This is a genomic window from Streptomyces sp. 4N509B (assembly GCF_052245655.1).
Taxonomy (GTDB): Bacteria; Actinomycetota; Actinomycetes; order Streptomycetales; family Streptomycetaceae; genus Streptomyces.
Genome location: NZ_JBQQBZ010000011.1, coordinates 63,472 through 83,713, shown reverse-complemented (window position 1 = coordinate 83,713; position 20,242 = coordinate 63,472). Strand labels below are relative to the sequence as shown.

Here is a 20,242-nt window from a genome sequence, read left to right as displayed (position 1 = left end):
GTCACGCGCACAGCCGTCGGGTGTCGGGGCCGGCCGGGGTGCGGCCGGCGACGAGGGTGCGGGCGGCGACCAGGGCCTTGCGGGGGGTGGACAGCGAGACGCGGCCGCGCAGGACGAGGAACGGGTCGGCGTCGATGCGGTCCAGCAGCTGGTGGTAGATGCCGGCCATCGAGGCGGCGCAGGCGGCGCTGCGGCGGTCGAGCAGCGGCAGCAGCCGGAAGCCGTGGTCGAACAGCGCGCGGGCCCGCCGCACCTGGAAGCGCACCAGGCCGGGGAAGTCGGCGCCGGTGACGGCCAGGCCGGCGCCCGCCCGCTGGGGTATCTCCGTGGGGCATCCGAAGGAGCGCAGCTCGCGGGCGGGGAGGTAGGTGCGGCCCAGGGCGGCGTCCTCGCGGATGTCGCGCAGGATGTTGGTGAGCTGGAGGGCGAGGCCGAGGGAGTCGGCGTACGCGGGGGCGTGGCGTGCCTCGGGCGCGGCGGGGAGGGTGCCGAAGACGCCGAGGGAGAGCCGGCCGACGGCGCCGGCCACGCAGCGGCAGTAGCGCACCAGCTCGTCCCAGGTCTCGTAGCGGCGGCCGCGCACGTCCATGAGGACGCCCTCGACGAGTTCGTCCAGCGCGTCGAGCGGTATGGGGAAGTGGTGGGTGGTGTGGCTGAGGGCGACGGCGACCGGGTCGGTGGCGTCCTCGGGGACGGCGTCCTCGCGCAGCCGACGCAGCAGGCCGCGGGTCCTGCGCAGGCGCGCCTCCTTGGTGGCGGGCCGCAGCAGGCCGTCGCCGATGTCGTCCACGCGGCGCGAGAAGGCGTACAGGGCGCTCAGGGCCCGGCGCTTGGGGGTGGGCAGCAGGCGGATGCCGTAGGAGAAGTTGCGGGCGTGCTGCGCGGTGACGATCTCGCAGTAGCGGTAGGCGGCGGCGACGGCCGGCGAGGGCGGGGATGTGCTCATGGTCCTCTTCTGGTACTGGATCGATCCCGGCTCAGCGTCCCGGGGCGGCTCCCAGGGCCTGTGCGAGGGTCGTGCCCGTCGCGTACAGCAGTCCGCGCCGGGTGGCGCGGGGTGGGCCCGCCAGCACGTCGTAGCCGGCGTCGGCGATGGCCCGGATCGCCGCCCGGCCGCCGCCGACGAAGCCGGCGAGCAGCAGTCGCAGCCGCCCGCGGACGGTGCCCACCAGGGACGCGCCCGCGGCCAGCAGCCTACGTGCCCGCGCGGCGAGGTGGGCGACGAGGGTGCGGACGGCGGTGGTGGCGGTGGGGGCGGCGAGGTCGGCGGTGGTGACGCGGAAGCGACGCATGTCGGCGGCCGGGAGGTAGACGCGGTCGCGGGCGAGGTCCTCGGCGACGTCCTGGAGGTGCTCGACGATCTGGAGCGCGGTGCAGACGGCGTCGGACAGGCGCCGCCGCGCGGGAGTGGTGGTGCCCGTGACGGCGAGCACCAGGTGGCCGACGGGGTTGGCGGACAGCTCGCAGTAGCGCAGGAGCTCGTCGTGGGTGGCGTAGCGGCGGTGGTGCTGGTCGAGGCGGTTGGCCGCCAGGAGGTCGAGGAACGGCTTGGGGCCGAGGCCGGTGCGGCGCACGGTGGGGACGAGGTCGCGCAGCAGCGGGTGGCGGGGGGCGGGGCCGCCGTGGGCGCTGGCGAAGACGCGTCGCAGGTCGGCTTCGAGGGCGTCGAGGAGGGCCGGCGGTTCGAGGGAGGCTGGCCGATCGGGGGAGGGGGGAGGGTCGAGGGGGGCGGGAGCGCCGCCGGCCGCGCCGGAGGGCGCGGGCGCCGCTCCAGGGTCGAGGCCGAGGAACGCGGCGTGGACGGGGGCGTGCGTCAGGTCGCCGTCGCCGATGTCGTCGACGAGCCGGGCGTAGCCGTAGACGGCCGTCAGATCCTCGCGCCAGGCCCGGGGCAGGAAGCGGGGGGCGACCGGGAAGTTCTCCCGGAAGGACTTCGCCAGCAGCTCCCGAGCCTGGCGCTCGGTGTCCGACATGACCGTCATGTCAGCATTTCTACCTCAACTCTCCTCGTCGCGCTTGCGGGCGCGGGGCCCGCCGCCACGACCGGGGCCGCCGGCTCGCCCCTGGCCACCGGGGCGCCCGCCCCGCCCGGCGCCACCCCCCGCACGGCCGGGACCGCCACCACGACCGGGACCGCCCGCGGCGGCGTCCGTGTGCCGCTCGTAGGCCGCGAGCACCTCGTCGGTGGGACCGTCCATCACCAACTCGCCCCGCTCCAGCCACAGCACCCGGTCGCAGGTGTCGCGGATCGACTTGTTGCTGTGGCTGACGAGGAAGACCGTGCCGGCCTGGGTGCGCATCTCCCTGATGCGGGCCTCGGAGCGCTTGCGGAACATCTTGTCGCCGGTGGCCAGGGCCTCGTCGATCATCAGCACGTCGTGCTCCTTCACGGCGGCGATGGAGAACCGCAGGCGGGCCTGCATGCCGGAGGAGTACGTCCGCATCGGCATGCTCATGAAGTCCTGGCCGCGCTCGTTGAGGCCGGAGAAGTCGACGATCTCCTCGTACCGCTCCCGGATCTGCTCGCGCGACATGCCCATGGCCAGGCCGCCGAGGATGACGTTCCGCTCGCCGGTGAGGTCGTTCATCAGGGCCGCGTTGACACCCAGCAGCGAGGGCTGGCCGCCCGTGTAGACCCGGCCCTTCTCGGGGGGCAGCAGGCCGGCGATGGCGCGCAGCAGGGTGGACTTGCCCGAGCCGTTGGAGCCGATCAGGCCGATGGCCTCGCCGCGGTAGGCGACGAAGCTGACGCCGCGCACCGCGTGCACCTCGTGCACCCGCTGGGAGCGCTGGCCGCGCAGGATCCGGCTGAGCGCAGCGGAGCCGCTGCCGCGGCTGCGGACGTTGTGCACGCGGTAGACGATGTGGACGTCGTCGGCGATGACGGTGGGCGTCCGCTCGCCGCCGGACGCCTGCGTGGTCTCCCGCGTCTTTGTCGGTACCGTCGGCTCCGTGGTCGCCCGGTCAGTCGCGGCCATAGCGGTCCTCCGCCTTCCAGAAGTAGATGAAGCCCCCGACACCCAGCACCAGCGCCCAGCCGAACCCGAGCAGCCAGGTCTCGGCGGGGATGGTGCTCGGGTACCACCCGTCCATGAGGGCGTACCGCATCAGGTCCATGTAGACGGCGGCGGGGTTGGCGGCCAGGACGTCGGCCAGCCAGTCGGCCGCCTCCACCTTCTTCTCGACCATCCACCGCAGCGGGAACATCACGCCGGAGAAGTACATCACCGTGCGCAGCACGAAGGGCATGACCTGCGCCAGGTCGGGCACCGAGCTGCCCCAGCGGGCGAAGATCATGGCCATGCCGGTGTTGAAGGTCAGCTGCATGACCAGGGCCGGGATCATCAGCAGCCAGGCGAGGTCCGGATAGTGTCCGAATCCGATCATGACGGCCACGAGGACGACCATCGAGTACAGCAGCTGCTGGAGCTGCTGGAGACAGAACGCGATCGGCAGCGACGCCCTCGGGAAGTGCAGCGCCCGGACCAGACCGAGGTTGTTCGCGATCGCCTTCGTGCCGGACATGATCGAGCTCTGCGTGAAGGCGAACACGAACACGCCGGTCACGAGGAACGGGACGTACTCCGAGTCGTCCATGCCACCGCGGGCGCCGATCAGCCAACCGAAGATCAGGTAGTACACCGCGGCGTTGAGCAGCGGCGTCAGCACCTGCCACAGCTGGCCGAGCCGAGCCCTGCTGTACTGCGCCACCAGCTTCGCCTGGGAGAAGGCGACGATGAAGTGACGGCGCCCCCACAGCTGCCGGACGTACGTGGGCAACGGGGGCCGGGCGCCGCTGACCGTCAAACCGTGACGGGCCGCCAGGTCGGCCAGTGACTCGTCCCGGGGGGGCGCACCTGTGCGCGTTGTCTGACTCACCTTGAAACTCTCGTCCTCGCAGAGCGCATGGGAACCGCTTGTGTGCGCAAGTTTTATCAGGGTACTTACACCGGTGCGGTAATCCTCTGGATACTCTCAGACCCGCATCGGTCAGACGATGGGAGGTCGGCCCAGACGGGTCAGCCGCCACACCGTGCGCCACCGCATGGGGTGGCGCGGACCACAGGGGGTGCGCCAGCCCTCCGTGAAGCCGCCCAGCCAGGCCTTCAGGCCCTCCCGGGACGGCCGCCGGGCGAGAGTGATCATCAGCCAGACCGCGAGGTAGACCGGGACGAGCGGCAGCGGCAGGTTGCGCCGGGCCAGCCAGACCCGGTTCCGCGCCGTCATCCGGTGGTAGAGCGGGTGGCGCGAGGGCAGCGTCGCCGGGTGGTGCAGCACGAGGTCGGCGCGGTAGGCGATGCGCCAGCCGGCGTCGAGGGCGCGCCAGGCGAGGTCGGTCTCCTCGTGCGCGTAGAAGAAGTGCTCGGGCAGCCCGCCGACCTGCTGGAAGACCTGGGTGCGCACCGCCGTGGCGCCGCCGAGGAAGGTCGTCACCTCCGAGGAGCGCAGCGGGTCGGAGGCCCGCAGCCGCGGCACGTGGCGCCGCTGGGTGTCGCCGCTGACCGGGTCGGCGATGCGGAAGCTGATGATCCCCAGCTGCGGGTCGGCGTCGAACGCGGCGCGGACCGCCTCGGCCGTGCCGTGGTCGGGCAGCACGCCGTCGTCGTCGAGGAAGAGCAGCACGTCGACGTCGCAGCCGCCGGGACCGAACGCCTCGATGCCGACGTTCCGCCCGCCGGGGATGCCGAGGTTCTCCGGCAGTTCGACGCTGCGCACGCCCACGGGCAGCTCCGGCAGACCCGAGCCGTTGCCGACCACGACGACGTCGACGGGCTCGCCGTCCTGCCGCGCCACGGAGTCCAGCAGCGTGCGCAGCTCCTCGGGGCGGTCGCCCCTGGTCAGGACCACCGCGCCGATTCTGAGCTGCGCCGTACCCACCGCGATCACCGCAGCCTGCTGGAGGAGAGGATGGACACCAGGTGGAGCACGACCTGGAGGAGGGCGATGGCGGCGAGGACCGCCACGGCGAGGCGGGTGAAGAACAGCTCCCCCACCCCGCCGTCGCCCGAGCCGGCCACGGCGTCGAGGAGCGCGGCCAGCAGGATCAGCAGCGACGCCTCCACCGCGCCGATCAGCCGGTGGAAGCGCAGCGCGGCGGCGGCCCGGCGGGCGAGTGCCAGCCGGGCCGAACGGGGGGCGGCCGAGGTCTCGGGGGCGGCGGGCAGCCCGGAGCGGGTGCGGGCGACGTCCACGAGGTCGGTCTCGGCCTTGATCAGTATCGCTCCCAGCGCCGCCACCGCGCCGAGGAAGGCCCACTGCCAGGCGGGCCCCGCGTCACTGCCCTCGCCCGAACCCGCCGCGAGGTCGGCGGCGCGCAGCCCGAGGCCGACCAGGAGGGCCGCCTCGGCGAGGTAGTGGCCCACGCGGTCGAGGTAGACGCCGGTGATCGAGGTCTGGCCCCGCCAACGGGCCACCTCGCCGTCCACGCAGTCCAGCAGCAGGTAGAGCTGGATCAGCAGGACGGCGGCCAGCGCGCCCGTCACGCCGGGCAGCAGCAGGGCCGCGCCGGCGACGACGCCGGCGAGCACCATCAGGTAGGTGAGCTGGTTGGGGGTGACGCGGGTGGTCACCAGGTGCCGCGTCCAGCGCACCGAGAGCGCGCGCATGTAGAGGCGGCCGGCCCAGTGCTCGCCGCTGCGCCGGTCCATCACACCCGGCGGGTGCACGACCGGCCGGAGTTCAGCTACTGATGGCTTTGACATAGTCCGCGTACGCGTCTCTGATCTCGTCGGTGGTCAGGTCGAGGTGTTCCAGGATCGTGTAACGGCCGGGTCGGGTCTGGGGTGCGAACGCGACGGCCGCCACGAACTCGTCCGTTCCGAAGCCGATCTCGTCGGGCACCACGGGCAGCTCGTGGCGGCGCAACACCTCGGCGACGAGCGCGGCCCGCTCACCCTCGCCCCGCAGGTGGGTGGCGAAGGCGGCGCCGAGGCCGACCTGCTCGCCGTGGAGCGCGGAACGCCTGGGGTAGAGCAGGTCCAGGGCGTGGGAGATCTCGTGGCAGGCGCCGGAGGAGGGCCGGGTGTGGCCGGCGATCGACATGGCGATGCCGGAGAGCACGAGGGCCTCCGCGAGCACGGTGAGGAAGGCGTCGTCCTCACAGTCACCCGGGTGGCGCAGCACCGCCTCGCCCGCCTGCCGGGCCATGGCGGCGGCCAGGCCGTCGATCTGCTCGCCGGTCTCCCGGTGGGCGAGCTCCCAGTCGGCGACGGCGGAGAGGTTGGAGATCGCGTCGCCGATGCCGGAGCGGACGTACCGCACGGGAGCCTCGCGGATGACGTCGAGGTCGACGACGAGGGCGATCGGGGTGGGGACGCCGTAGGAGCCACGGCCCGCGTCGTTGTCGAGGATCGAGACCGGGGAGCAGATGCCGTCGTGGGAGAGGTTCGTGGCGACGGCGACCATCGGGAGGCCGACGCGGGCGGCGGCGTACTTCGCGGCGTCGATGATCTTGCCGCCGCCGAGCCCCACGACGGCGTCGTAGTGGCTCGCGCGCATGGCGTCGGCGAGCTGGACGGCGGCGTCGAGGGTGCAGCCGTCGACCTCGTACCAGTCGGCGCCCGGCAGGGCGGGGGCCAGCCGCCCCCTGAGCGCCGTGCCCGAGCCGCCGCTGATCGCGACCGCGAGGCGGCCGGAGGAGGAGATCCGCTGGTCGGCCAGGAGCCCGGCGAGGTTGTCCAGGGCTCCCGCGGCGATGTCGACCGAGACGGGCGAGGGGATCAGTCGGGTCAGTACCGGCACGCGATCTCCCTGCCCCGGGCGAGATCGTCGTGGTTGTCGATCTCGACCCAGCTGACGTCACCGATGGGGACCGTGTCGACGCGGATGCCGCGGTCGACCAGCTCCTGGTACCCGTCCTCGTAGTAGAGCTGGGGGTCGCGCTCGAAGGTGGTGCGCAGCGCGTCGGCGAGGTCCGCGGCGGCCTCGGGCTCGATCAGGGTGACGCCGATGTACTCGCCCGTGGCCTCGGCGGGGTCCATCAGCTTGGTGATGCGCCGCACGCCCGTGGCGGCGTCGGCGACCACCTTCATCTCCTCGTCCGCGAGGGTCTTCACCGTGTCGAGGGCGAGGACAACGTGGCGGCCGGGGGCCCGCTCGGCCAGGAGGGTCTTCTCCACGGAGGCGGGGTGGACGGTGTCGCCGTTGGCGAGGATCACGCCCTCGGTGAGGACGTCGCGGGCGCACCACAGGGAGTAGGCGTTGTTCCACTCCTCGGCCTTGTCGTTCTCCACGAGGGTCAGGCGGACCCCGTACCGGCGCTCCAGCGCCTCTCTGCGCTCGTACACCGCCTCCTTGCGGTACCCGACGACGATCGCCGCCTCGGCCAGGCCGACCTCGGCGAAGTTCGCGAGCGTCAGGTCCAGCACGGTCTTCTCCTCGCCACCGCCCTCCGCGGTGACGACCGGCACCAGTGCCTTGGGCAGGGTGTCGGTGTAGGGGCGAAGGCGCCGTCCGGCGCCGGCGGCCAGCACGAGGCCGATCATCCGGGTACTCCTGTCTCGTCGTGTACGGCCGGGGCATGGGTGGAGAACCAGAAGCGGACGCTCTCCCCCAGCACCACGAGTGCCAGGACCCCGCCGAGCACCGCGAGCGCGGTGGTGAGGCCCTGACCCTCCGGCCAGGCGGCGGCGGCCGCGGTGACCGCCAGCACCCGCCCCTCGTGTCCTCCGGTCACCCGGACGAGCCACGGTGGGGGTGGTCCGGCGCCGCCCCTGAGGCGGTACACCGTGTCGTAGTGATGGTAGGCACAAGCCGCTACCAGAAGGAAAGCCGCCGGCAAGACACCGTTCACCCCCGCGTTCTCCTGGGCCTGGTGAGCCAGGAGCAGAACGGTGCCGTACTCGCCCAGCCGGAAGAGCGGGGGCAGCAGCCAGTCGAAGGGCCCCGCCAGCGGTCGGGCGACGGCCGCGCCGGCGCACAGCGCGTACCCGGCGGCCAGGGCCAGGGCCCACCAGCCGGTCTCCGCGCCGCCGGCCGCCGTGGCCAGCAACACGCCCGGCAGCAGGGTGACCGCCGCCACGGCCAGCAGCGGCGCGCCGTAGGCGGCGGGGAGCCTGGCGACAACACGCCGCACGCGGGCGGCCACGGCCTCGGCGAGCGGGCCGGTGTCGGTCAGGGCGTACACCGCGGCGGGGGCGGGCTCGGGCAGCCGCGTGGCGCGGCGGGAGCGCAGCAGACGGCCCGCCGTGGTGTAGCAGGCGGCGAGGCCGCCGGCCACGAGCAGCACGGTCAGGGCGGTGCGCGGGGTGGTCAGCGCGGTGAGGACGGCGAGCAGCGCCCAGCGCTCGCCGATGGGCAGCACGATGGCGCGGCGCAGCCAGACGGTCCAGGCGATGCGGTCCAGCCGGCCCGACAGCGCGGCGACGGGCGTGGCGACGCCGCCCGCCGCGGGACCGGTGGCGCCGCCCGCGGGGGTGGCGGCCCGGTAGCCCTCGGTGAAGGCGAAGTCGACCGTGTGGCGGCCGGTCTGCAGGACCATCGCGGCCAGGGCCAGGACCCAGACGTCGTCCCCGCTGTTGGCGGCGCCGAGGGCGAGACCGGCGTAGAACGCGTACTCCTTGGCGCGGTCGAAGGTGGCGTCGAGCCAGGCGCCGAGGGTGGAGTAGCGCAGGGTGTACCGGGCCAGCTGGCCGTCGGCGCAGTCCAGGACGAAGGAGCCGAGCAGCAGCAGGGCCGCGGCGACGAAGCCGGGCCTGCTGCCGGTGGCCGCCAGTCCCGCGGCCACGAGGGCGGTCAGCAGGGAGGCGGTGGTGACCTGGTTGGGGGTGAGGCCGCGGCGGGCGAGGAAACGGGCGAGGTACCGGGAGTAGGGGCTGACGCAGTAGGTGGTGAAGAAGCCGTCGCGGGCCTTCACGGCGGAGCGCAGCCGCACGGCCTCCTCGTCGACCTCCGCCAGGGCGGCCTCCGCGCGGACGCGGGTGGCGGCGTCGGCGGGGACGGTGGCGACCAGGGTGCCGAGCTCGGGGCGGTGGAGCGGGGTGCCGGCGTCGCCGAGGCGGTGGGCGAGCTCGTCGGGCAGGCACGCGGTCCGCCGGCGCAGGGCTGGGCCGCCGCGCTCGTCCGGCTCGCGCGCCCTGGCCTCGGTCGCGGTCTCGGTCGTGGCCTCGGCACGGGCGCACTCCGTGGCGGCGGCCAGCAGCACCGCGCGCGAGGGCGGCGCGACGGTGACGGCGCCGGGGATGGCCGCGGCGGGGAAGCGGGGGTCGGTCAGGCCCAGGCGGAGGCTGTGCCGGTGTCCGACGAAGCGGGAGTCGACGACCGCGACGCGCTGTCCGGCCGGGACCTCGCCGAGCGCCTCGACCAGCTCCGGAGCCTCGTCGACCACCCGCACGTCGAACCCGAGTGCGCGCAGGTCGTCTGCGAGCGGCGCTCCGGGAACGGGAGGACCGGTGAGGATCGCGGTGGACAGCTGGGTTCACTCCTTGGCACGGGCTCGACGTCAGCGCCGCTGGCCGACGGCCCGAGATTATCTGATAACAACCGAGCAGAAAGAATGGCGTTGGACTCAGGACACCCTGAGTTCATCATCGGCGGGGACACGCCCCGGCCGTGACCCTACGCGATCACTCCCCTACCCAGCGAGGAGCCGTGGCGCCAGAGCGTTAGGCTACGGCCATGACCTGGCTGATCACTGGCGGTGCGGGATACGTCGGCGCCCACGTCGTGCACGCCATGACGGAGGCCGGTGACCGCGTGGTGGTGCTGGACGACCTCTCCAGTGGGCTGGCGAGTCGGCTGCCGGCCGGCGTGCCGCTGGTCCACGGCTCGGTGCGTGACCGCGCGCTGCTGGACCGCACGCTGGCCGAGCACGGCGTGTCGGGCGTCGTCCACCTGGCCGCCCGCAAGCAGGTGCCCGAGTCGGTCTCGCGCCCCCTGTTCTACTACGAGGAGAACGTCCACGGCCTGACGGTGCTGCTCGGCGCGGTCGCGGACGCCGGGGTGCGGCGCTTCGTCTTCTCCTCCTCGGCGGCCGTGTACGGCGCTCCGGACGTCGAGCTGGTCACCGAGGAGACCCCGTGCCGGCCCGTGAACCCGTACGGCGAGACGAAGCTCGCCGGCGAGTGGCTGGTGCGCGCGGCGGGCGCGGCCCACGGCGTCGCCACCGCCTGCCTGCGGTACTTCAACGTGGCCGGCACCGCCCGGCCGGAGCTGGCGGACGTCGGCGCGTTCAACGTCGTGCCGATGTTCTTCGAGCGCCTGAGCGCCGGGGAGCCGCCCGTGATCCTCGGTGACGACTACCCCACGCCGGACGGCACCTGCGTGCGCGACTACGTGCACGTCGCCGACCTGGCCGACGCCCACCTCGCGGCGGCCCGGTGGGTCGACGCGCCGCCGCGCGGCCCGGAGGCCCGGACGGGCTCCTCGCCGGAGCTCACGGTCAACGTCGGCACCGGCCGGGGCGTGTCGGTCCGGGAGCTGGCCACGCTGGTCACGCGGGTCACGGGCCGGGAGGACCTCACGCCCAGGGTCGCGGGACGGCGGGCGGGCGACCCGCCGCGGGTGGTGGCGTCGGCCGAGCGGGCCCGCGCGCTGCTGGGCTTCACCGCGCGCAGGGACGTGACGGACATGGTCACCTCGGCGTGGGAGGGGTGGCGGGCCCGCCACCCCTGAGCCGGGCGCCACACCCCACGCCCGACGCTCCCGCGCACGGGTCCCCCCGTGCCGGCCCCGCACGTCGCCTCCCGCGACGGGAACCCGGTCGAGGTTCGCGACGAAGCCGCAGGTCAGCGTAGTGACAACGGTGTTCAGTGCCGCGTTGTCAGACACCCGGGACGCATAGTTGACTTGAGGCGGGGCCCCGACACGGGTGGCCGCCGGGGCGTGAGAAGTGGGAGGCGGGTGACCCATGGGAGCCGGACACGGCCATGGCCACGGAGCGGCGGGCGGCGAACACGGCCGGACCGCGGCCGCGGCCTACCGCGGGCGGCTGCTCGGCGCGCTCGCCATCGCCGTGGCACTGCTGGTCGCCGAGGTGATCGGCGCCGCCGTCACCGGGTCCCTCGCGCTGCTGGCCGACGCCGGCCACGTCGCCACCGACGTCGTGGGCATCGCCGTGGCGCTGCTGGCGATCCACGCGGCGAGCAGGCCGGGAAGCGAGCGCAGGACCTTCGGCTTCGCCCGCATGGAGATCCTGGCGGCCCTGCTGAACTGTCTGCTGCTGCTCGGCGTCGGCGGCTACATCCTGGTCGAGGCCGTGTCCCGGCTGCGCGACCCCGGCGAGGAGGTGCCCGGCGGGCAGACGATCCTCTTCGGCCTGCTGGGCCTCGCCCTCAACGGGGTGTCGCTGGCGCTGCTCCACCGGGGCCAGCGCGAGAGCCTGAACGTGCGCGGCGCGTTCCTGGAGGTGCTGGCCGACGCGGTGGGCTCGCTCGCGGTGGTGACCGCCGCGGGTGTGATCATCGTGACCGGCTGGCAGCGGGCCGACGCCGTCGCCTCGCTGCTGATCGCGCTGCTGATCGTGCCGAGGACGGTGAGGCTCGCCCGCGAGGCGCTGGACGTGCTGTTGGAGGCGGCGCCCCGGGACGTGCGGGTCGACGAGGTGCGCCGGCACATCCTGGCGCTGCCCGGCGTGGAGGACCTGCACGACCTGCACGTGTGGACGATCACCTCGGGGATGCCGGTCCTCTCGGCCCACGTGGTGGTGGACCAGGAGACGCTGGACGCGGTCGGGCACGAGCGCCTGCTGCACGACCTCCAGTCCTGCCTCGGCGACCACTTCGACGTGACGCACTGCACCTTCCAGCTGGAGCCGCACGGGCACGCCGCCCACGAGCCGAGGGTCTGCCACTGAAGGCCGTCCGGCGGATCGCGCCGGGCCCGCGTCGCGTGGCACCGCGCCTGTCCCCCGGCCCTGGGGGCACGCCCACGCTGCCGCGCGGCTCGGGACGTCCCCACCGCTTCGCGGATCCGAGGGCGCCCCTCCGCCACGCCTCTCCGCGTCAGTGCGGAGATCCCTGGTCCCCGGAGGGGACGGGGGGAGCACGGCACCAGGCGACACGGCCTGGTCCGGGGCGCCTCTCCACGTCCCGGGCGGCCTGTGCGGCGCCCGGCGCGCCCGGTGCGTGCGGCTGCGAGGCGCGGGGTCGCGGCGCGTCCGTGCTCGTCGTCGTCGCGCGACGCGGCGGCGGTGGCGTGCCGTCGAGGGCACCCTCCGGACGACGTCCGGGAGTCGCCGGGGTCGTGTGGGACCGTGAGACGTGATCCGGGTGTCGCGGCCGGCGTGACGGAGCGGTGACCGGGTCGTCACGGGACGCTTCGGACGCGCCCCGGTGGCCGCGCCGTGGTCGCGGCGGGTGGCGAGGGGGTCGCTCGCCGTGGCCCCAGGCAGCTAGGGTCTGTCGTCACAGGGACGTCGGGCGCGCGAGTCGACGAGGAGAGGGTGCCCCATGCCGGAGAGCGAGGCGGTCGTGACGGCGGAGCCGATCATGGTGGAGTTGGTCGACGACGGCGGCAGGACGATCGGTGCCGCGGAGAAGCTCGCGGCCCACCAGCGCCCGGGGCGGCTGCACCGGGCCTTCTCGGTCTTCCTCCTCGACCCGGCGGGCCGCCTGCTGCTCCAGCGGCGGGCGCTCGGGAAGTACCACTCCCCCGGCGTGTGGTCGAACACCTGCTGCGGACACCCGTTCCCCGACGAGCCGCCGTTCCTGGCCGCGGCGCGGCGCACCGCCGAGGAGCTGGGGGTGGCGCCGGCGCTGCTGCGCGAGGCCGGCACCGTCAGCTACCACCACCCTGACCCGGCCTCCGGCCTGGTCGAGCGGGAGTACAACCACCTCTTCGCGGGCGTGCTGACCGCTCCCGTGCGGCCGGATCCCGCCGAGGTCGCCGAGACCGCGTTCGTCACGCCCGAGGAGTTGGAGCGGCGGCGGGCCGAGGAGCCGTTCTCGGCCTGGTTCGTCACCGTGCTGGACGCCGCACGGCCGGTGATCCGCGAGGTGACGGGCGGCGCGGCCGGCTGGTGACGTCCCGTCCGGTGGTGCCGTCACCGGAGTTTCAGGCGTCGGGGTCGAGCGGAAGCGCGGCCCAGACGGTCTTCCCGCCGGTGGCGGTGGGCGTGACGCCGCAGTCGCCGCCGGCCGCCAGGGCCAGTGTCCTGACCAGGAGCAGGCCGCGCCCGCCGGTCTGGTGCTCCTCCGGGGCCGCCGCCAGGGCCGCGGGTCGGTAGGGATGGCCGTCCTCCACCGCCAGGCGCAACCAGCCGGCGTCGAGGGAGATCTCGACACCGATCTCGGGCGTGAGCAGGGCGGCGTGCCGCACGGCGTTGGTGAGGAGTTCGGTCAGGATCAACAGCGCCTCGTGGAGCCGGTCGGCGGCGAGCGGGGCCCGCTGCCGGCGCAGCAGCTCGCGCACGGCGTGCCGGGTCCTGGGGACGGCGAGGTCGAGGGGGACGACGGTGAGGCGCCAGGTGCCGGTGGGCGCCCCCGGGGCGGTGGGCGACGGAGTGGGGAGCGCGAGGGGGGAGGGTGTGGCGGCGGGCGTGGCGGCGGTGGTTCGGGTGTCCGTCATGGCTGGCTCGGGTCTCTCTGACGTGTCCGGTGTCGCGTGGCACCTCCCGAGTCTTGGCATGTGCCAGGGCGATGTGACGCGCTGACCGCAACTCGCCGCATAGCTGGCAGAAGTTGTCCGCCGTTGACCGACTGCCGCGCTCATGTGATCGGTCAGCGCCGACGTTCCCCGCCGTGACCCCGTCCCCGTGTCACCCGACTGGCCGGCGCGTCGTTGCGAAGGGGCGCCGAGGAACGGGGTGGCGCGAGCGCCGGACGGCCCCTCTCACGCGCCGCGAAGATACGCACGTTAACAAATCTGACGGTTCGGCAGCAGCGACTCAGTCTCTTTCCGGCGTATCGCCTGTCACGCCGGCTTACTATCACCATGTATATGAATTGGCCCTAACTAGATGAAAAGGTGCAGAGTCGGCCGCCCGGGGGCAAGGTCATCCCGACGTGAAGTCCCCGGACGTTGGAGTTGCTGCTGCCATGGCTCTGCCGCAAGGCCCCCTGGACCACCGCTACCAGGGAGAACACCCGGTGCGGACCATCGCCTACCTCTTCCGGGCCCATCGCCTGCTGATCGGCGTCGCCGTGCTGGCGTTCATCGTCAAACACAGCCCCGTCTGGCTGCTGCCGCTCGTCACGGCGAACATCATCGACATCGTCGTCGAACGGCGCCCGCTGTCGGAGCTCGGCGTCAACATCCTCGTCCTGATGATCGTCCTGCTCCTGAACTACCCGACCCACCTGCTGTACGTCCGGTGCATGCACGGCAGCGTGCGCCACACCGGCACCGCCCTGCGCTCGGCGCTCTGCCGCCGCATGCAGGAGCTGTCCATCGGCTACCACTCCCGCGTCAGCGCCAGCGCCCTGCAGACGAAGGTGATCCGCGACGTGGAGAACATCGAGCAGTCGGTCCAGCAGTCAGCCGACAACGGCCTGGCCGCCACCATCACCCTCGGCGGCGGCCTCGCGGTCATCGGGTTCCGGGTGCCCGAGGCGCTGCCGGTCTTCGTCGTCGTGGTCCCCGCGGCGGCCCTCCTCGTCCACCGCCTGCGCAACCGCCTTCGCAGCCGCAACGAGCAGTTCCGCCGCCAGGTCGAGCAGCTCTCCGCCCGCGTCGGCGAGATGACGAGCCTCATCCCCGTCACCCGCGCCCACGCGCTGGAGCGCACCGCCGTGGCCCGCGTCGACGGCTCGCTGCGGCAGGTGCTCGCCGCCGGCATACGGCTGGACCTGCTCAACGGCCACTTCAACGCCATCGCCTGGATCATGCTCCAGGCTCTCGGCATCGGCTTCCTGGCCGGTGCGGCCCTGATCTCCTACCACGCCTGGCTGCCCATCAGCCCCGGCGACGTCGTCATGCTCAGCACGTTCTTCGCCACCCTCACCGCCTCCATGACGACGCTGATGGCGCTGACCCCCATCATCAGCAAGGGGCTGGAGTCCGTCCGCTCCGCCGGCGAGGTGCTCCAGGACCCCGACCTGGAGGTCAACGCCGGCAAGGCGGAGGTCACCGCCGTCAAGGGGCGCATCGACTTCGAGCACGTCACCTTCCGCTACGGCGGGGAGGACGGCCCGGACGCGGTCACCGACTTCACCCTCCACGTGCCGCCCGGCGAGACCATCGCCCTGGTCGGCGCCTCGGGCGCGGGCAAGTCCACCATCCTGAACCTCCTGATCGGCTTCATCAGGCCCCCCTCGGGCCGCATCCTCCTCGACGGCACCGACATGGCCACCCTCGACCTGCGCACCTACCGCCGGTTCCTGTCGGTGGTGCCGCAGGAGTCGGTGCTCTTCGAGGGCAGCATCCGGGAGAACGTCGGCTACGGCATGGCCGAGCCGGACGATCCGAGCATCCGCGAGGCGCTGCGCGACGCCAACGCGCTGGAGTTCGTCGAACGCCTCCCCGACGGCCTCGACACCGTCGTCGGCCAGCGCGGCGCCCGGCTCTCCGGCGGGCAGCGCCAGCGCATCGCCATCGCCAGGGCCCTCGTCCGCGACCCGCGCATCCTCGTCCTCGACGAGGCGACCTCCGCCCTCGACACCCGCTCCGAGGCGCTGGTGCAGGAGGCGATGGACCGGCTGATGCGGGGCCGCACCGTGTTCGTGGTCGCCCACCGGCTGTCCACCGTGCGCGGTGCGGACCGCATCGTCGTGATGGAGCAGGGCCGTATCCGGGAGATCGGCACCCACGCCGAACTCCTGCGCGCGGGCGGCCTCTACGCGCGCCTCCAGGCCACGCAGATGTCCTGACCTGCTCCTCGTCCCCTCCCGCCCGTTCCTTTCGGTCTCGGGTGCGGGCGCCGGCCGGTCACGCCGGCGGCGGCTCGGTCTCCGTCAGCTCCCCGTCCAGCCGCAGCCACCGCGTGATCCCGATGCCGTGCAGGAACGGCAGGTCGTGGCTGGCGACCAGCAGCGCGCCGCGGTAGGACTCCAGCGCCGAGGTGAGCTGGCGCACGCTGGCCAGGTCGAGGCTGTTGGTCGGCTCGTCCAGCATGAGCAGCTGCGGGGCGGGCTCGGCCAACATCAGCGCCGCGAGGCTGGCGCGGAAGCGTTCCCCGCCGGAGAGGGTGCCCACCAGTTGGTCGGGCCGTTCCTTCCTGAACAGGAACCGCGCGAGCTGCGCGCGGACGTGCTGCGGGTTCGCGCTCGGCGCCAGCGCCCGGACGTTGTCGGCGATGCTGCGCGCCGGGTCGAGGACGTCCAGACGCTGCGGCAGGTAGCGCATCGGCACGTGGGCGCTCACCTCGCCTGCCTCGGCCGCGAGCCGCCCCGCGACCGTGGTCAGCAGCGTGGTCTTGCCCGCGCCGTTGCGCCCCAGGAGGGCGATCCGCTCCGGCCCGACCACCTCCAGGTCCGCGGTGCCGCCGTAGCGCAGGCGGACCTCGCGCAGGCTCAGCACCCGGCGCCGCGGCGGCACCGCGGTGTGCGGCAGGTCGACGCGGATCTCGTCGTCGTCCCGGACCGCCTCCTCGGCCTTCTCCAGCCGCTGCCGGGCCTCGGCCAGCCGCTCCTCGTGCATCAGGCGGTGCTTGCCCGCAGACTCCTGCGCCGCGCGCTTCCTGTTTCCCATCACGATCTTCGGCTCACGCTTGGTCTCGAACGCCTTTCTGCCCTGCCGCGCCCGGGTGGCCAGCTTGTCGTGGGCCTCGATCAGGTCCCGCTTCTGCCGGCGGACGTCGGCCTCGGCGGAGCGCACCACGCGCTCCGCCGCCTCCTGCTCGACGGCCAGGGCCTCCTCGTAGGCGGAGAGCGGGCCGCCGAACCACCGCACCCCGCCCTCCCGCAGGTCGGCGACCTGGTCGACGCGCTCCAGCAGCTGCCGGTCGTGGCTGACGACGACGAGGACGCCGCTCCAGGCGTCCACGGCCGCGTACAGCCGCCGCCGGGCGTCGAGGTCGAGGTTGTTGGTGGGCTCGTCCAGCAGCAGCACCTCGGGACGGCGCAGCAGCAGGGCGGCCAGCCGCAGCAGCACGGTCTCGCCGCCCGAGACCTGGCCGACGGTGCGGTCGAGTCCGACGTGGGTCAGGCCCAGCTGGTCGAGGGTGGCGCGGGTGCGCTCCTCGATGTCCCAGTCGTCGCCGACCTCGGCGAAGTGCTCCTCGGCCACGTCCCCCGCCTCGATGGCGTGGAGCGCGGCGCGGGTGCGGGCGATGCCCAGCACCTCGTCGACGCGGCGGGTGGTGTCGAGCGTGAGGTTCTGCGGCAGGTACCCGAGCTCGCCCGCCACCCGCACGGCGCCGGCGCCGGGCCGCAGCTCGCCGGCGATCAGCCGCAGCAGGGTGGACTTGCCGGTGCCGTTGAGCCCGATGAGGCCCGTGCGGCCGGGGCCGACGGCGAGGTCGAGGCCGTCGAAGACGGAGGTGCCGTCGGGCCAGGCGAAGCGCAGGCCGCTGACGGTGATGTGCGTGGTGGAGGGTGCCATGGTGGCCTCCGGGAGTCGGTGTCCAGCGGGGGAAGAACGCGTGGAGACACCGGGCCCGGAAACGGCGGGCGGCGGGGGGACGTCGGATACCGAGGTCGCTCGCGACGCGGGGGTACGCCAGGCGTACCGCCGACAGGCTCGCGGTGTCTACGACCTCAGATGCGCAACGGCCCACTCCCTCCGACGACGACAGGGCCGCCACCGAGGGTAGGACGACGCCCCGGCCGGGGGCAACCGCAATTCAGCGGGGCCCGGCCGGGGCGGACGGGGGCGATGGGGACGCTCAGCGCCTGCCGCGCTCGGGGCCGAGGAGGCCCGCGCGGCGCAGGGCGTCGGCCATGGCGCTGTTGGCCGGCGGCGCCTCACGGCGATCGCCGCCGCGGCGGTCCCGCTGACGGGGCGCGCCCCCGCCCCGGCCGTCGCGCTCCTGACGGCCCCGGTCCTGGCCACCCCGCTCCTGACGGCCGCGGCCCTGACCGCCCCGGCCCTGACCGCCCCGCTCCTGACGGCCGCGGTCCTGGCGGGCGCCGGAGTCCTGCTCCTCGTCCTCCAGCCGCAGCGTCAACGAGATCCGCTTCCGGGGCACGTCCACGCCCAGGACCTTCACCGTCACGATGTCCCCCGGCTTGACGATCTCGCGCGGGTCGGAGACGAACCGCCTCGACATCGCCGAGACGTGCACGAGGCCGTCCTGGTGGACGCCGACGTCCACGAAGGCCCCGAAGGCCGCCACGTTGGAGACGACGCCCTCCAGGATCATGCCGGGCGTCAGGTCGCCGATCTTCTCGACGCCCTCCTTGAACCGGGCCGTGCGGAACGCCGGGCGCGGGTCGCGCCCCGGCTTCTCCAGCTCCCCGAGGATGTCGGTGACCGTCGGCAGGCCGAAGGTGTCGTCCACGAAGTCCCCGGGCGTGAGGGACCGCAGCAGCCGCGCGTTCCCGATCAGCGAGGGGATCTCGCTGCCGGAGGCCGCCGCGATGCGCCGCACCACGGGATACGCCTCGGGATGGACGGCCGAGCCGTCCAGCGGGTCGTCGCCGCCGCGGATCCGCAGGAAGCCGGCGCACTGCTCGAACGCCTTCGGACCCAGCCGCGGCACCTGCCGCAGCGCGCCACGGTCCCGGAACGGGCCGTTGCTGTCCCGGTGGGAGACGATGTGCTCCGCCAGCGTGGTGCCGATGCCCGACACCCGCGCCAGCAGCGGCACCGACGCGGTGTTCACGTCGACGCCCACGCCGTTCACGCAGTCCTCGACAACGGCGTCGAGCGAGCGGGAGAGCTTCACCTCCGACAGGTCGTGCTGGTACTGCCCGACGCCGATCGACCGGGGGTCGATCTTGACGAGCTCGGCCAACGGGTCCTGTAGGCGCCGGGCGATGGAGACCGCGCCGCGCAGCGACACGTCGAGCTCGGGCAGCTCCTGCGCGGCGTAGGCGGAGGCGGAGTACACCGAGGCGCCGGCCTCGGAGACGACCATCCGGCTCAGCTTCAGCTCGGGGTGGCGGGCGATCAGCTCCCCGGCGAGCTTGTCGGTCTCGCGGGACGCGGTGCCGTTCCCGATCGCCACCAGCTCCACCGCGTGCTCGCGGGCGAGGACGGCGAGCCGGGCCAGCGCCTCGTCCCAGCGCCGCTGGGGTGCGTGCGGGTAGATCGTGTCGGTGGCGGCGACCTTGCCGGTGGCGTCGACCACCGCGACCTTGACGCCGGTCCGCAGGCCCGGGTCCAGGCCCATGGTGGGCCGGGTGCCGGCGGGGGCGGCCAGCAGCAGGTCACGGAGGTTCGCCGCGAAGACGCCGACGGCGTCGTCCTCCGCGGCCGTCCGCAGCCGGGTGCGCAGGTCGATCCCGAGGTGGACCAGGATCCGGGTGCGCCAAGCCCAGCGCACGGTCTCGGCGAGCCAGGCGTCGGCGGGGCGGCCCTCGTCCCGAACACCGAAGCGGCGGGCGATGGCCCGCTCGTACCAGCTCGGGCCGGCGTCGGCGGGCTCCTCACCGGGCTCCTCCGGCTCCAGCGCGAGGTCGAGGATCTCCTCCTTCTCGCCGCGGAACATCGCCAGCACCCGGTGCGAGGGCAGCTGGGCGAAGGGCTCGGCCACGTCGAAGTAGTCGGAGAACTTCGCGCCGGCCTCCTCCCTGCCCTCCCGCACCCTCGCCACCAGCCGGCCGCTGGACCACATCCGCTCGCGCAGCTCGCCCAGCAGGTCCGCGTCCTCGGCGAACCGCTCGGTGAGGATGGCGCGGGCGCCGGCCAGCGCGGCCTCCGCGTCGGGGACGCCACGCTCGGCGTCGACGAACGCGGCGGCGGCCGCGGCCGGCGCCACCGTGGGGTCGCCCAGCAGCCCGTCGGCCAGGGGCTCCAGGCCCGCCTCGCGGGCGATCTGGGCCTTGGTGCGGCGCTTGGGCTTGTACGGGAGGTAGATGTCCTCCAGCCGGGCCTTGGTCTCGGCGCCGCGGATCCTCGCCTCCAGGGCGTCGTCCAGCTTCCCCTGGGAGCGCACCGACTCCAGGATCGCCTCGCGCCGCTCCTCCAGCTCCCGCAGATACCGCAGCCGCTCCTCGATCGTGCGCAGCTGGGTGTCGTCCAGGGCGCCGGTGGCCTCCTTGCGGTACCGGGCGACGAACGGCACGGTGGCCCCGCCGTCCAGCAGCGAGACCGCCGCCGTCACCTGCCCCTCCCGTACGTTCAGCTCCTCGGCGATCCTGGCCTCGACGGACCTGCCGGCGGCGGGCCGCGCGCCGGCCTGCGCGCCGACCGGCGGGACGGACTGGGGGACGGACTCAGGCTCGGACACTGCCACGATCAACGCTCCGCTTCCTCGGCGCCCCGT

General features: G+C 74.0%; 15 protein-coding genes and 1 pseudogene. 4 read left to right on the top strand and 12 right to left on the bottom strand.

What is annotated here, in order from left to right:
* Position 1 precedes the first annotated feature (1 nt).
* The 9 genes and pseudogenes from hpnD to ACTWP5_RS13385 all read right to left on the bottom strand — a co-directional run bounded on the left by hpnD (position 2) and on the right by ACTWP5_RS13385 (position 9,409).
* Positions 2–946: a presqualene diphosphate synthase HpnD gene (gene hpnD, locus ACTWP5_RS13425; RefSeq protein WP_443221126.1), complete on the bottom strand. Its 945-nt coding sequence runs from the start codon at positions 944–946 to the stop codon at positions 2–4.
* Between the two features lie 31 nt (positions 947–977).
* Positions 978–1,982 carry a squalene synthase HpnC gene (hpnC, locus tag ACTWP5_RS13420; RefSeq protein ID WP_443221125.1) on the bottom strand — a complete coding sequence of 335 codons (1,005 nt, stop codon included), beginning with the start codon at positions 1,980–1,982 and terminating at the stop codon, positions 978–980.
* Between the two features lie 168 nt (positions 1,983–2,150).
* Positions 2,151–2,978, bottom strand: a pseudogene (locus tag ACTWP5_RS13415) (ABC transporter ATP-binding protein); the annotation flags it as partial.
* Positions 2,965–3,879: an ABC transporter permease gene (locus ACTWP5_RS13410; RefSeq protein ID WP_443221124.1), complete on the bottom strand. Its 915-nt coding sequence runs from the start codon at positions 3,877–3,879 to the stop codon at positions 2,965–2,967. The gene ACTWP5_RS13410 and the pseudogene ACTWP5_RS13415, both read right to left, overlap by 14 nt.
* A 111-nt stretch (positions 3,880–3,990) precedes the next feature.
* A complete protein-coding gene (locus tag ACTWP5_RS13405; protein WP_443221123.1) occupies positions 3,991–4,887 on the bottom strand; it encodes a glycosyltransferase family 2 protein in 897 nt (298 codons plus the stop codon).
* On the bottom strand, positions 4,884–5,702 hold the full coding sequence (locus ACTWP5_RS13400; protein ID WP_443221122.1) for a CDP-alcohol phosphatidyltransferase family protein: 819 nt from the start codon (positions 5,700–5,702) through the stop codon (positions 4,884–4,886). Before ACTWP5_RS13400 ends, ACTWP5_RS13405 begins: the two co-directional genes overlap by 4 nt.
* Positions 5,680–6,741, bottom strand: a complete 1,062-nt coding sequence (locus ACTWP5_RS13395; protein WP_443221121.1) for an iron-containing alcohol dehydrogenase family protein — start codon at positions 6,739–6,741, stop codon at positions 5,680–5,682. Before ACTWP5_RS13395 ends, ACTWP5_RS13400 begins: the two co-directional genes overlap by 23 nt.
* Positions 6,729–7,484, bottom strand: coding sequence for a phosphocholine cytidylyltransferase family protein (locus ACTWP5_RS13390; protein WP_443221120.1), 756 nt, complete (start codon positions 7,482–7,484; stop codon positions 6,729–6,731). Before ACTWP5_RS13390 ends, ACTWP5_RS13395 begins: the two co-directional genes overlap by 13 nt.
* The gene (locus tag ACTWP5_RS13385; protein WP_443221188.1) at positions 7,481–9,409 is read right to left on the bottom strand and encodes a DUF5941 domain-containing protein; all 1,929 of its coding nucleotides are present in this window, start codon (positions 9,407–9,409) and stop codon (positions 7,481–7,483) included. Before ACTWP5_RS13385 ends, ACTWP5_RS13390 begins: the two co-directional genes overlap by 4 nt.
* Before the next feature lie 206 nt (positions 9,410–9,615).
* On the opposite strand from ACTWP5_RS13385, the gene galE reads away from it, so the two are divergent.
* From galE to idi, 3 genes are all read left to right on the top strand, one after another.
* Positions 9,616–10,611 carry a UDP-glucose 4-epimerase GalE gene (gene galE, locus ACTWP5_RS13380; RefSeq protein WP_443221119.1) on the top strand — a complete coding sequence of 332 codons (996 nt, stop codon included), beginning with the start codon at positions 9,616–9,618 and terminating at the stop codon, positions 10,609–10,611.
* 235 nt (positions 10,612–10,846) lie between these two features.
* Positions 10,847–11,791, top strand: coding sequence for a cation diffusion facilitator family transporter (locus ACTWP5_RS13375; RefSeq protein ID WP_443221118.1), 945 nt, complete (start codon positions 10,847–10,849; stop codon positions 11,789–11,791).
* Positions 11,792–12,386: 595 nt separating this feature from the next.
* Complete coding sequence (gene idi / locus ACTWP5_RS13370) at positions 12,387–12,959, top strand: isopentenyl-diphosphate Delta-isomerase (RefSeq protein WP_443221117.1); 573 nt, start codon at positions 12,387–12,389, stop codon at positions 12,957–12,959.
* Positions 12,960–12,990: 31 nt separating this feature from the next.
* Here idi and ACTWP5_RS13365 read toward each other — a convergent pair whose 3' ends face one another.
* Positions 12,991–13,503, bottom strand: coding sequence for an ATP-binding protein (locus ACTWP5_RS13365; RefSeq protein ID WP_443221116.1), 513 nt, complete (start codon positions 13,501–13,503; stop codon positions 12,991–12,993).
* A 470-nt stretch (positions 13,504–13,973) separates the two neighbouring features.
* Between ACTWP5_RS13365 and ACTWP5_RS13360 the strand changes: the two genes are divergently transcribed.
* A complete protein-coding gene (locus ACTWP5_RS13360) occupies positions 13,974–15,743 on the top strand; it encodes an ABC transporter ATP-binding protein (RefSeq protein WP_443221115.1) in 1,770 nt (589 codons plus the stop codon).
* A gap of 58 nt (positions 15,744–15,801) precedes the next feature.
* Here the strand turns inward: ACTWP5_RS13360 and ACTWP5_RS13355 are convergent, their stop codons facing one another.
* Together ACTWP5_RS13355 and ACTWP5_RS13350 are read right to left on the bottom strand one after the other, a co-directional pair.
* Complete coding sequence (locus ACTWP5_RS13355) at positions 15,802–17,415, bottom strand: ABC-F family ATP-binding cassette domain-containing protein (RefSeq protein WP_443221114.1); 1,614 nt, start codon at positions 17,413–17,415, stop codon at positions 15,802–15,804.
* Between the two features lie 283 nt (positions 17,416–17,698).
* The gene (locus ACTWP5_RS13350; RefSeq protein ID WP_443221187.1) at positions 17,699–20,113 is read right to left on the bottom strand and encodes a Tex family protein; all 2,415 of its coding nucleotides are present in this window, start codon (positions 20,111–20,113) and stop codon (positions 17,699–17,701) included.
* Positions 20,114–20,242: the final 129 nt, after the last annotated feature.

Bases quoted from the DNA above. Each gene is read 5' to 3' on its own strand.
- ACTWP5_RS13375 (WP_443221118.1), top strand. From the start codon at position 10,847: ATGGGAGCCGGACACGGCCATGGCCACGGAGCGGCGGGCGGCGAACAC.
- ACTWP5_RS13360 (WP_443221115.1), top strand. From the start codon at position 13,974: ATGGCTCTGCCGCAAGGCCCCCTGGACCACCGCTACCAGGGAGAACAC.
- ACTWP5_RS13400 (WP_443221122.1), bottom strand. From the start codon at position 5,702: ATGTCAAAGCCATCAGTAGCTGAACTCCGGCCGGTCGTGCACCCGCCG.
- galE (WP_443221119.1), top strand. From the start codon at position 9,616: ATGACCTGGCTGATCACTGGCGGTGCGGGATACGTCGGCGCCCACGTC.
- ACTWP5_RS13390 (WP_443221120.1), bottom strand. From the start codon at position 7,484: ATGATCGGCCTCGTGCTGGCCGCCGGCGCCGGACGGCGCCTTCGCCCC.
- hpnC (WP_443221125.1), bottom strand. From the start codon at position 1,982: ATGACGGTCATGTCGGACACCGAGCGCCAGGCTCGGGAGCTGCTGGCG.
- idi (WP_443221117.1), top strand. From the start codon at position 12,387: ATGCCGGAGAGCGAGGCGGTCGTGACGGCGGAGCCGATCATGGTGGAG.
- hpnD (WP_443221126.1), bottom strand. From the start codon at position 946: ATGAGCACATCCCCGCCCTCGCCGGCCGTCGCCGCCGCCTACCGCTAC.
- ACTWP5_RS13355 (WP_443221114.1), bottom strand. From the start codon at position 17,415: ATGGCACCCTCCACCACGCACATCACCGTCAGCGGCCTGCGCTTCGCC.
- ACTWP5_RS13365 (WP_443221116.1), bottom strand. From the start codon at position 13,503: ATGACGGACACCCGAACCACCGCCGCCACGCCCGCCGCCACACCCTCC.